General features: G+C 25.1%; 7 protein-coding genes. 6 read left to right on the top strand and 1 reads right to left on the bottom strand.

All coding sequences use genetic code 4. The annotated features are described in order from the left end of the window. The first annotated feature begins 57 nt into the window (after nucleotides 1–57). On the top strand, nucleotides 58–2,658 hold the full coding sequence (locus T383_RS0101790) for a vitamin B12-dependent ribonucleotide reductase (RefSeq protein ID WP_033159960.1): 2,601 nt from the start codon (nucleotides 58–60) through the stop codon (nucleotides 2,656–2,658). A 468-nt stretch (nucleotides 2,659–3,126) separates the two neighbouring features. On the opposite strand, the gene T383_RS0101785 is transcribed toward T383_RS0101790, so the two are convergent. Further along, entirely contained in the window at nucleotides 3,127–6,357 is a 3,231-nt protein-coding gene (locus T383_RS0101785; protein ID WP_033159959.1) for a hypothetical protein, read from the bottom strand. Nucleotides 6,358–6,985: 628 nt separating this feature from the next. Here T383_RS0101785 and pstB point away from each other — a divergent pair. From pstB to T383_RS0101755, 5 genes are all read left to right on the top strand, one after another. Continuing rightward, nucleotides 6,986–7,897, top strand: a complete 912-nt coding sequence (gene pstB / locus T383_RS0101780; RefSeq protein WP_456299001.1) for a phosphate ABC transporter ATP-binding protein PstB — start codon at nucleotides 6,986–6,988, stop codon at nucleotides 7,895–7,897. A gap of 7 nt (nucleotides 7,898–7,904) precedes the next feature. After that, nucleotides 7,905–9,053 carry a substrate-binding domain-containing protein gene (locus T383_RS0101775; protein ID WP_156940241.1) on the top strand — a complete coding sequence of 383 codons (1,149 nt, stop codon included), beginning with the start codon at nucleotides 7,905–7,907 and terminating at the stop codon, nucleotides 9,051–9,053. Further along, nucleotides 9,053–11,053: a phosphate ABC transporter permease PstA gene (pstA, locus tag T383_RS0101770; RefSeq protein WP_033159958.1), complete on the top strand. Its 2,001-nt coding sequence runs from the start codon at nucleotides 9,053–9,055 to the stop codon at nucleotides 11,051–11,053. Before T383_RS0101775 ends, pstA begins: the two co-directional genes overlap by 1 nt. Next, nucleotides 11,043–11,747 (top strand): PhoU domain-containing protein, encoded by a 705-nt coding sequence (locus T383_RS0101765; protein WP_033159957.1) that lies wholly within the window; start codon nucleotides 11,043–11,045, stop codon nucleotides 11,745–11,747. The genes pstA and T383_RS0101765 overlap by 11 nt, the downstream gene beginning before the upstream one ends. Nucleotides 11,748–12,072: 325 nt before the next feature. Then, nucleotides 12,073–12,495, top strand: a complete 423-nt coding sequence (locus T383_RS0101755; RefSeq protein ID WP_033159955.1) for a hypothetical protein — start codon at nucleotides 12,073–12,075, stop codon at nucleotides 12,493–12,495. Nucleotides 12,496–12,521 lie beyond the last annotated feature (26 nt).

The raw sequence follows: 12,521 nt of genomic DNA, 5'->3' as shown, positions 1-12,521 counted from the left end.
CCACATAATACTTACTAAATTAAATGCCTTAGTTATTCAACCAGAAGGAATATAAACATGGATCACGTATATTCTTTAGATCAAATAAACAGTTTAAATGAAGATATAAAGAAATTTGACCATGTTTTTCCTATAAAGTTGGATTATGAAAAAACACTAGATGGAATTTCTCGCTTAGTGATGTTAGATAGATACTCACAAAAAGATGATTTATTAGTTACTTTAAAACCTAATGATATTGTTATTGCAGTAATAAAAGAAGACCCTATTTTTTCTGCTAGAGGTATTGGTAGGGTTTTAGAAATTAATGGGGATTTAATTAAACTTCAACTAGAAGAACAAGAAGTTGGCAAAATACCAGATTTTGAAAAAAATGAAAAAACCATAAAAGGAATAATTATTCGTAGAAAAAATCAAATTTCTAAGCCTTTAGAATTATTTTATGAACAAATTGCCAGAAGAGTTGCTAAAAATTTAGCAAGTGTTGAAAATAAACGTTCCAAACGTGAAGAATATGAAGAAAAATTTTATAAACAAATTTCATCAATGAATTTTGTTCCAGCAGGTAGAGTTTTATTTGGCGCTGGCAATCCATCAAAGGTAACTTATTTCAATTGTTTTGTTATGCCTAATCCTCAAGATTCTAGATCAGGGATAGCCAAACATCGTGAAAAAGTTATGGAAATAATGAGTCGTGGCGGAGGAGTTGGGACTAATGGTTCTTCTTTAAGACCAAAAAACACTCCTGCATTAAGTGTAGGAGGCCAATCATCAGGTGCAGTATCCTGATTAAATGATCTTAGTCAATTAACTCATTTAGTTGAACAAGGCGGTTCACGTCGTGGTGCACAAATGATTATGTTGAATGATTGACATCCAGATATTGTTGAATTCATAATATCTAAAATGCAAAATGCAAATATTTTAAAATGGATTTTAGAAAATATGAAAGATCCATTAATTGCTGATGTTGCAAAACAAAAGTTAAAATTTATACCTTTAACTGATTTTGAAAAAGAAGCACAACAAATAATTATTGATAATAGAAGTTCTGTTTCGATTCAAACCTATGAAAATGCATTAAAACTATTTAATGAGGGTGGTAGATGAGAAATAGTAAATAGTCAGTTTTTAACAGGGGCTAATATTTCTGTTGCTATTTCTGATGAATTTATGCTAGCAGTAAAAAACAAACAAAAATGGTTATTACGTTACCCTGATATTGCTGCTATGACAAAAAAAGAAAAAGAATACTATGATGAGCATTGACATGAAATAACAGATGTTCAAAAATGGCAAGACTTAGGTTTCCCAGTAAAAGTTTATTATGAAATTGAAGCAATAGATCTTTGGGATTTAATTAATTTTTGTGCTACATATTCAGCTGAACCAGGTGTCTTTTTTATGGGCACTGCCCAAAAAATGACAAATGCTCAATCATATGGACAAAGAATTGTTTGTACTAATCCTTGTGGAGAACAACCATTAGCTGCTTATTCAGTTTGTAATTTATCAGCCATTAATTTAGCTAATTTCATTGATAAAAAAACTAAAGAATTGAAACGTCAAGAATTAATAGAATCAGTTAGAATTGCTGTAAGAATGCAAGATAACATTATTGATGCAACACCATATTTCTTAGAAGAAAATGAGAAACAGGCATTAGGCGAGAGACGTGTAGGTTTAGGAATTATGGGTCTCCACGATATGTTGATTTGAGCAAATAAGCGTTATGGTTCTGAAGATGGCAATACTTTTATTGATCATGTTATGTATATTATTGCTGAAACAGCATATCGAGCATCTGTTGATTTAGCATATGAAAAGAAACCATTTCCATTTTTAAAACCTAAACTATTTAAAACATTTGCTAATCTACCTTTTGTAAAACAATTGCCAAGTGATATTGCTCAAAAAATTGAAAATTATGGAATTAGAAATTCTCATTTACTTACTATTGCTCCGACCGGTTCTACAGGAACAATGGTTGGTGTATCAACAGGATTAGAACCTTACTTTGCTTTTGAATATTATCGATCTGGCAGATTAGGTCAATTTACAAAAGTAAAACAAAAAATTGTGACTGAATGATTGAAATACAACAACAAAAAAGATGTAAATGGCGAAAATGTGTGAAATGAAAATAATTTACCTGACATTTTTGTTTCTGCAATGCAACTTACTCCAGAAGAACATGCAAATACTCAAATTGTTATTCAAAAATGAATTGATTCATCTATTTCCAAAACTGTAAATGCCCCAAAGGGATACAGTGTCCGTGAAGTAGAAAAAATTTATGAAATGTTATATGATGGCAAAGCTAAAGGTGGAACAGTTTATGTAGATGGAAGTAGAGACACTCAAGTTTTATCTTTAACTAATAATGATGAAAATAAACTAGAACAATTACAACTAAAAATTGATACAGATTTAATTGTTGACTCAAAAGAAGCACAAAACATTGTTTCTAAAGATCCAACCATTGTGGATTCTTTACCTAAAAGTAGTCTTAGTAACATTCCCAATGACAGACAAGATCGCAATATAGGCATTGAGCTTGGCAACAATTGCCCCGAGTGCAAAGAAGGAATTATAACTGACATGGGTGGATGTAACACATGTACAAATTGTGGAATTCAATGAAAGTGTGGATTATAAGCAACTTAAATCATATTAATTTTGTTTTGTGTTACAATAAGATTGGGTGGTATCAAAGTGTATATGGTACCACCTGGGAATGAGTCTTCTTTTCGAATTTCATGTTGCTCAACTTGTCCATAAAATTCTTGAAGTTAAATTTCTCTAAATTAAAAAAAGAATCATTGTTTTGCTTAAATGTGGATTCAATTTGAAAACCATTCTCCTAGATAATTAACTTTATCTTCCTCTTTTTTTCTCTCTACTAAATACATTACTTACCTTAACAGCACCCTAAATTTTATTTTTTAAGTTTTTCTCTTACTTAAACTATACGTAAATTTGTGCTTCTGTATCACCAAAGTATTAATAAAGTTTATCTTTTACTTTTAAGAAATGGTGTATAGTTATCTGAAGATCTAATAAGATCTAAAGATGTTAATATAAATAGTCCTTCTATTCTTATAAGGATAGAAGGACCTTTTATTTTTATCTAATTTTTTTTAGTTTTATTTTCCTTTTTTTATACAACCAAAAGGATAATGGAATTAAAATTAGGCAAGCTAAAATAATTGGAATTGTAATTCCTAATATTATAGGAACTGAATCATTTAAATTTGAAGAAGATGTTTTACTTTTTGCTTTAACTTCCATTTCATTGCTTAGATCTAAAAAGTTAATTTTTAAATTAGTAATTTCCAAATTTTTAGACACTAAAATTTCATTTTTATTAATGCTATTGATTAAAAAATTTATTATTTCATTCTCGAAAGGCATGATGTAAATTTTATATGCAGATTCAGTAATGTGTGTACTTGTATTTAAAGACAATAATAAACTATTATTATTTTCAATAATTTGATAACTTATAGAATATTTATTTTCATAATTATCATTAGTAGAATAATTTAATTCAATTTTATTTAAGTTAGTTTCAATAATATCTATTTTTAAATCTGTATAAGAAGATATTTGAAAGTTTATTTCATTTGTGTAAAAATTAATATTTATGTTTTGTTTAAATACAACAAAATTTAAATTAGTTAGCGCATTTTCTAAGCGTTCAATTAAATTATTGTATTTTTGTGAATCATTAATATCATTGATAGCAATTGATGGAGATAAAGAAAAAAATATCACTTGGTTTAATAAAAGATTATTTAAATCATCTTTTTGGAAATTTAAATTAATTGTTTCTTGTATTTGATCATTTTTAATTCTCATACACAATTTTTTATTTTCTATTTTGAAATCTATATCATCTAATGATATTAATTTTTTAGCAGCTTCTAATTTAAATAAATATGTCCTAATAGAAGGATCAATTATACTTTGATTAATAAATCACATATTATTTGGAATGATTTCTGGAAAATTTTCATTTCCAAAATTAATTAAATCATTTGAATTATTAATGCTCACTAAAACATAAAATGTACCTGTAAAATCATTAGGTTTTAAATCAATTCCATAAGTATTAATTATTTTGTTTAAATCACTTATTTCTGTTGATGTACCACTCAATATTTGAATATTATTTTTTTGAAAATTAACTGTGCTAGTTGCGCCACATAGGTTATCTTTTATAGTCCTTTCAATATAAAAGAATTTATCATCTAAGTTAGCACTATTGTCTATATAATCTGAAGCTAAAAAACCTTGTTTGTCTATATTTAAATTAATTTTAAATTTAGTGTTAATATCATTTATAGGGTTAATTTGTTGAAAATTTTTACGATATTTGATGTTATATTCAATAAAATTGGATCCTACATTTATGCTATTGCATATTGGGTATTTTCTAGATATTTTACTAAGTTCAATAGACTCAGTGTTTTCAGATGTGAATATTTTGTTTTTTAACATTAAGTCACTTATTTTTAGTTTGGCAATGTTTTGACTAGTTAAATTTTTATTTTGTAACAATATTTCATTATTAAAATTAATTGAATTAAAAGATTTATTTTCAAAAATAGAAATTTTTGTTGGTTCTTGATCTGCTTGTGAAACAAGTGCTTCAATTTTTAATTGCTCATAAATTTCTTTAAATAGTTCAGGTAAATCATGAAAAAAATAAAGGTTATCATCATTAATAATGTAATTTTCTTGAAAAATTTCCTTCATTTTTGGAATAATAGTATTATCAACTTTTCATGAATTATTTTGTAATTCATTAATTAATTTATCAAGATTTTCAAATGATTTAATATCATATTCAAAATTTCATAATGGATATAAAAATAACTTGATTTCATTGTCAGTTAAATTATTTAATTTCTTCTTAACTGTGAGTAATAAATTGTTATATTCATCAATTAAATTTAGTAGATTTAAAAAGTCATCATCAAATTTAAAACGAAGAGCTAAATTTTCATAATCTGTTTCATTGTAAACTGAAATATTATTTTTATTTCTATTTTTAACACCAGATTCGGGGTCTAAAATAATTTGATCTGCGATAAAATTATTTATATTGGAATAATATCTAATATTTTTAATACTATTATTAGTTACATTATAATTTACATAGGTATTTTGAATTTGATCTGGAACTAAATATTTGTATTGTTTAATTTTATAAACATTACTAACTAAATTAGATTGTTCCATTATTTGATTACTTGCTAAATTGCTTTGACTATTAATGCATTGATTAATATATGGAAAGTATTTAGGGTCATTTATTAGATTTTTAATTTCATTAATTTTGTTTTCTCTATAAGACAAAAAGTCAGCATAATCTTTTAATGTATTTCAACTATTTTTATTTTTAACAGATAAATAACTATATCTAATATCATAAGGTTTAGAAACACTAATATTGTAGATTTCATTATTTAATTTAAAAGTTTGTGGATCAATTGATATTTTAGGTAAATATTTAGCATGAACTATAAAACCTGCTCGGAAACCTTGACTCTCTTTTGGGCCTAATATAATTGTATTGGAATTACTATCTCAATTGCTACCAGCACTTCCAACTTTAAAAGTAAATTCACCTTTTTCATTTGGGTCTGTAGCATCATATGGAATAAACATTTCTGATTGTTTGTAACCTGCAGGGAATTCTACAGTAATAGGAATATCAGAACATTTATAGGTCATTGCATGTATACAAAATTTATCATATGAATAACCCATTTGATTTTGATAAATATCATTAACACTTTCTTTTATTTGTTCAGATTCTCCAGAAGTTCCATACATAGAATTTGCTGTGTATGAATAGATAAAACAATGTACATCACCAAAGTGGCGGTGTTTATCAGAAAATTCTAAATTAGAACTAGCTTCTAAAAATGGAGTAAAACCTTCAATAACAGCATAGCTATTAATATCATCTAATATTAAATTACATTTATTTCAAAAATCATTTATAACATCTATATTAACTTTGGACGCCACTGCATTTGTTTGTTTTTTTAAAGATAATAATCGAAATGGATCATAGATTATGTTATTGTTTTCTATAGAAACATTTTGAGATGCTAAAACTGGATCACTATTTAATGTATAACCTATGTACTCTTTATTATTTAGTTTTTTAACTGATTCAGTTTCAATTTTTTGAAGAAAATTTGGAGAATCAATATTTTTTTTGTTAATTTGATTGTTTAAAAATAAATTTGTTTGGTTTATAACACAAAATGAAAGTATTGTAACTATACTTGCAATTAGGATTCCAATAATTAACAAGAATTTTAATTTTATTTTTTTCATTAGTTCCCTCCACATATATAAGTTCAAAGAAAATTTAAATTTGGATAAAATATTTTTAAAATGAATAAAATAACCAAAAAAAATATATTCATTTATAATTATTTTTGAACTTATCCTCATGTGTATCGATATGAAAGGGATTTATATAAAATTACTTTTTAATTCTTACTTTATTAATTTATTGTTAGGAAGCCCAATTAAATTTGTTTTAAAAACATATCGTTTATAATTTGATAAGATGTTTGACTCTAATAATCAAAAATTAAATTTAAATCGTGAAGACATAGAGCCTTCAAAGATTATTTCTACTCAAAATATTTCAGATGTAAAATTGCAAGAAGAAGAATCAAGCAAACCCTTTGTTGTTGTAAAATTGACAAAAGAGCAAAAGCAAATAAATAAGAAAAAACTTTTGGCACAACGTAAAGAGTACAAATTAAATATTATTGAATTAAAAAATAAACTAGCTAAGATGATAAAGCAAAAAGATTATCTTTATAAGACTTTACCATCTATTCATCTTGGTTTACTAAAAACTCAAATAATAAATTTAGAAAAACAACTTAACATAGTTTCTGACGAGGAAAAAGTCAATATTCAACAAAAAATTGATGAGACAAAAAATAACATTTTAAACATTAAATCTTATATAAAGACAATTCCAAATGTTTTGGAGTTACGTAGTCAAATTAAATCTATAAAAAAAGATATTTCACAGTTAAAAATATTAGCAAAAGACAAAAAATTAAATTTAGAAGTTTTTTTAAAAGACTTTAAAAATACAAACGTTTTTGAAGTGAAAAATTTTTGCCTTTGATATAAAAATGGTGAAAAAAATGCATTGTCTGATATAAATATTGAAATTCAAAAAAATAAGGTAACAGCTTTAATTGGGCCATCAGGCTGTGGAAAATCTACTTTTTTAAGATCTTTAAATCGAATGAATGATTTAATAGATGGTGTAAAAATTACTGGTGACATTTGATTTTTAGGAAAAAATATTTCTTCTAAAATTTTGACAGATCTAGAATTAAGAACTAGAGTGGGTATGGTTTTTCAAAAACCAACACCTTTTAATTTGTCAATATATGAAAATATTGCTTATGCATTAAAATCACATGGAATCAAAGATAAAGAAGCAATAAAAGAAATAGTTATAAATTCTTTAAAAGATGCAGCTTTATGAGATGAAGTTAAAAATATTCTTCATGAAAGTGCTTTAGGTTTATCTGGGGGCCAACAACAAAGATTATGCATAGCAAGAGCAATTGCATTACAACCAGACGTTTTATTAATGGATGAACCAACTTCTGCATTAGATCCAATTGCAACAAGCAAAATTGAACAATTAATATTTAAGTTAAAGGAAAAATTTACTATTATAATCGTTACTCATTCCATGGCTCAAGCGCAAAGAGTTAGTGACCAAACTATTTTCTTTTATCAAGGTAAAATTATTGAATTTGGTCAAACTAAGCAAATATTTACAAAACCCCAGCAAGCACGAACAAAGGATTACATAAGTGGTCGTATTGGTTAATAGTAAAATGCAAAAACAAAGAAAAAAATTTTTGTTTAATTTAACTTGTGTATTTGGGATTGGTTTAATTTGCTTGCCTTTTTTAAGTTCTTGCGGCAATTTCATTGTTATTGACTCAAAAGGTTCTAGTTCTGTTCAGCCACTTTTGTCTAATTTGGGGAATGAATATAGCAAAAATAACGGAGTAGAAATTAGTGTACAAGCAGGAGGATCTTCTGTTGGAATTTCTTCAATTGCAAATTTACAAACTTTAATGGGAAATGCATCAAAAAGTCCTAGAAGTTCTGTCGAGAATGATTCAGAACTTACGAATAAATGAAAGGTTAATAATTTAAAAACTATTACTCTAGCTATTGATGCAATTGGCATCTTGTTATTGCCACCTAAAAATGTAGATAATAATTGAGATATTAATCAAAATAATATTGCTGATTTATACAATGCATTTGCTGGTTATAATTCTATTCCTCTTAATAGATTTTATTCAGGAAATTCATCGATAAGTAATGAAATTCTAATTACACCATACGCTAGAAGTGGCGGTTCACTTTCTTCTGGAACAGCTGAAGCTTTTTTTAAAGATTCCAAACTAATTGATACCACCACATTAAGTGCACAAACTCAAAATGCTTTAAATGGTGGTAGTTATGGACCAATTACAAGAATAACAAATGAATCTAATAGTGAAGCTTATACTAATTTTAAAACTAATGCAAAGACTGCTGGTTCTATGATTTATCTTAGTTTAGGTTTTATTCAAAATAATATAAATACTATTTTAAATGATGGGTTTGTTGTGATGAAATGTAATGGAGTCGAAGCTAATATAGATAATGTTTCTGCTAAAAAATATAATTGAACTAGGCCATTTAATACAATTATCTCTTTAAATAATACTAATAAACTCATTAATGTTCAAAAATTTGTAAGTTGAATTTTATTTTCTAAATATTTATTTCCAAGTGAATTTGAAATTGTTCAAAAAATTTTTTTAGATCAAGGATTAATATTTTTAAATGATGATCAATTAAAAGTTATGTTTTTAACTGATGTAGTTACAAAAGATCTAACATTAGAACAATTAGTTTTAACAAAAATGGATTTATTTTGAAAAAATGACTTCCAATTTAATCCTGTTAGATTTGGAGTTGAGTAATGATTTTTAAAATAAAAAATAAAAATTCTATTGAACAAGTGTGAAATAAAATTTTAAAAAATCATTTTTTTAAAAATCTTACATTTATATTTGCTTGATTTGTTGCTATTCTTTTTATAGGCATTATCATTTTCATTATTATTCAATCAGTGCCAGGCTTTGAACAATATGGATGATCTATATTCACTAGTGAATATAATTTAAGTAATGGGCAAGCTGGTATATGATTGCCATTATTTATTACTTTACTTATTACTATGGGTTCTTTATTAGTTGCAGGTCCTATTGGGATTAAAACGGCTGTTTTTTTAAAATATCGAACACCTCAAAAGTATGTTAAATTTTTAAGAATTGTAATTAATTTGCTAGCAGGAATACCATCAGTTGTATTTGGATTATTTGCAGCAACATCACTAGGTCAATTAATTCAATCAATTTTTAATTTGTCAACATCTTGAAACTTAATAACAGCATTTGTGATGCTTGCTTTTATGGTTTTACCTACAATTGTTGCTTTGTCATACAATGCACTAGATGCAGTATCTAATGAATTTATTTTATCACCTATTGCTTTGGGAACATCTAAAACTAAAGCAATTTATAAGGTTGCTAAAAAACAAGCTAAAGTTGGCATTGTAGTAGCGATTATTGTTGCTATGGGAAGAGCAATTGGAGAAACCATGGCATTAAATTTTATTTTAACATCTCAAAATTTTAATCAAGTTTTTGATAGTGGTCTTGGTAATGTTTTTTTATCTGGGTTAAAAACTTTAGGTTCAATTATTTCATATAATTTTTATAGTGAAAATAGTTCAAGTTCAATGCGTGGCGTCCTTTATGTATTTGCATTATTTCTTTTTTTTATAATTATTATTTTAAATGGGTTTATTTTGTGAATGACAAAAGAGAGCACACAAAAAAAATATCCTTGATTATTTAAAATACAACAAATATTCTACAATGTAGTGACATTTATTCCTAGGTATATTGCTTTAACATTTGAAAATTTAACAGCTAATACTATGTTTAAAATAACTACTCATAATATTCATGAAACATCTACTTATATAAAAAAAAGATTAAGAAATAATCATTTTTTACATATATATGATATTTGAAAAATATTTTGAGAATGATGCGCGGTAATTATTTGTTTTGTATTCATTACTTATTTATTGCTTTATGTTTTAATTAATGGTGGGTCTGCTGCTTTTTTACCTAGTGCTACAATTAATTCTATTGGAAATGATAGTACAGGAAGGGCAATTGTTAATACGATAATAATAATTATTATTTCCCTTACAATTTCATTCCCAATTTCTTTATTAACTAGTTTATATTTAAATGAATATGCCAAAAGTAATAAATGAAAAAAAGTAATTTTATTTTTTGTAGATTGTTTAGGTTCAACACCATCTATTGTATTTGGTATTTTTGGTTTAACTTTCTTTTTGCAATTTTTAGGTTTTGCTTCAGGCGGACAATCAAGCAATTCTCTAATTGCAGGAATATTAACTATATCTATTGTTGTACTGCCTACATTTATTCGAACAATACAACAATCACTTAATAGCATTCCAGTTGAGATTAAAATGAATTCTTATGCACTAGGTGTTAGTAAATTTGAAACTATTTATAAAATTATTATTCCAATGGCTATAGAAGGAATTTTAACAGCAATTATTTTGTCAATTGGTAGAATTATGGCCGAAACAGCTCCTCTTTATTTAACTGCTGGTTTAACATCTTCTAATCATATTGATTTGGGCCTTTGAGGTCAAACTTTAACCACAAGAATTTATGCACAATTATTTTCTACTTCAGCAAATGCAACATCTATTATGTTTGAATCTGCTTTTATGGCAACTATATTAATTTTAATTCTTGTTATAATTAGTAATCTTATTGTTCCATGAATTTTTAATAATTCTAGAAAAATAAAAATGTATTGAATGAATATTAAAATTTTTAAAAGAAGGAAAAAATTAAATGGCCATTAATTACGGAACTTTAAAACAATCTGAAAAAGAATTAATTTCTAAATTTTATGATTATTTAGAACATACATATCAAATGCATTTAAAAGTTTTAGAAGCATTAGATTCTTATGAAGATTTAATAAATAAAAATAAACTTTTACAAGAAATTTATGAGATGGAAAAAATGTCAAATATTATTCATTCAGATTTATTAGATGAGTCTGTATGGATAATATCTAAAGAGCAACCTCAAGCAAGTCATTTGCGGTTTGTAATTGCAATTATCAATTCTATTAATGATTTAGAAAGAATATGTGATTATGCAAATAATTTATCAAAATTTTTAGATCGAAATTTAACTATTTATACACCTGCTTTAAAAGTTTTAAAAAATTTAGAAAACAAAGCAATAATTAATTATCAGAAAGTTTTTGATTTTTTTAAACAAAATGATGCTTCTGAAGCACATAAATATGTTTTAGAATTGCAAAAAAAATTTTGAAATGAATACTCAATGTCTTTAAAAACTTTAAAAAATATTTATGTAAATGAAAATGAAGTCTTTAATAATAATAACAACAACACAACTGAATATTTTATTGAATTAATTTTGGCTATTAAGAATATAGAAAGAATTATGGATCATGTAATGAATGTTGTTAATCATTTTGTTTTTATTAAAGAATCTAATTTCTTTTTTAGAAAAAAAGATTAATTTTTATATACAAAATGAATATGGATAAAAATTACAAAATTGGCAAAAATATTTCATGGTGAATTACATTTTTATATGTATTTTGACTTTGCTTGCTAATTGGAATTTGCATAAATACAAGAAGTGAAATTTTTATCGCTTTAATTGTGTTTTTTTTAGTTACAACAGTTGCAACATTTATACTAATTTTGATTTCATGCAAAAAACTTAATGAAAAAAATTTTTTTATTAAAAAAAATTGAAAAATAATTATTATGTTGTTATTATGTCCATTTTCTTTTCAATGAACAATGAAAAATAAAATTTAATTATTATGAGGCAATAAATGAATAACAAAGAGTCAAAAGACCTTTTAAAATTAAAAAAATATTTTTTGTTTATGTTTTCATGATTTATTATTTTTATTACATTTTTTTTAATTGGATTCTTTGCAATCATTGTGATTGCTTTTATTCATAAAAATGAGACCAATAAGGATGTCCTCTTATATTCATTTATATTTTATTTAATTGTTACATTTTTAATGATTGCTATTTATTTTGCTATTGGTTCTAAAGTAGCTAAATTCTTAAATAAAAATCCTGTAGCAGTAGTGATTTATGAAAAAAATGAATTATTAAAAAATCCATTTAATTTAATAAAAGAAATTAAAAAAATTAATTGTAGTTATCATGATTTAAAAAATGGAGCTAGCGTTCAGGATATAAAGATTAAATATTTTTCTTCTAGTTCTAAAGATTTAAAGTAAAATGTTAACGATATATTTGTCTAAAT

The sequence above is a fragment of the Mycoplasmoides alvi ATCC 29626 genome (assembly GCF_000701785.1).
Lineage (GTDB): Bacteria > Bacillota_I > Bacilli_A > Mycoplasmatales > Mycoplasmoidaceae > Mycoplasmoides > Mycoplasmoides alvi.
The sequence above is the reverse complement of the archived record's forward strand: the minus strand, read 5'-3'. Positions and strand labels throughout refer to the sequence as shown.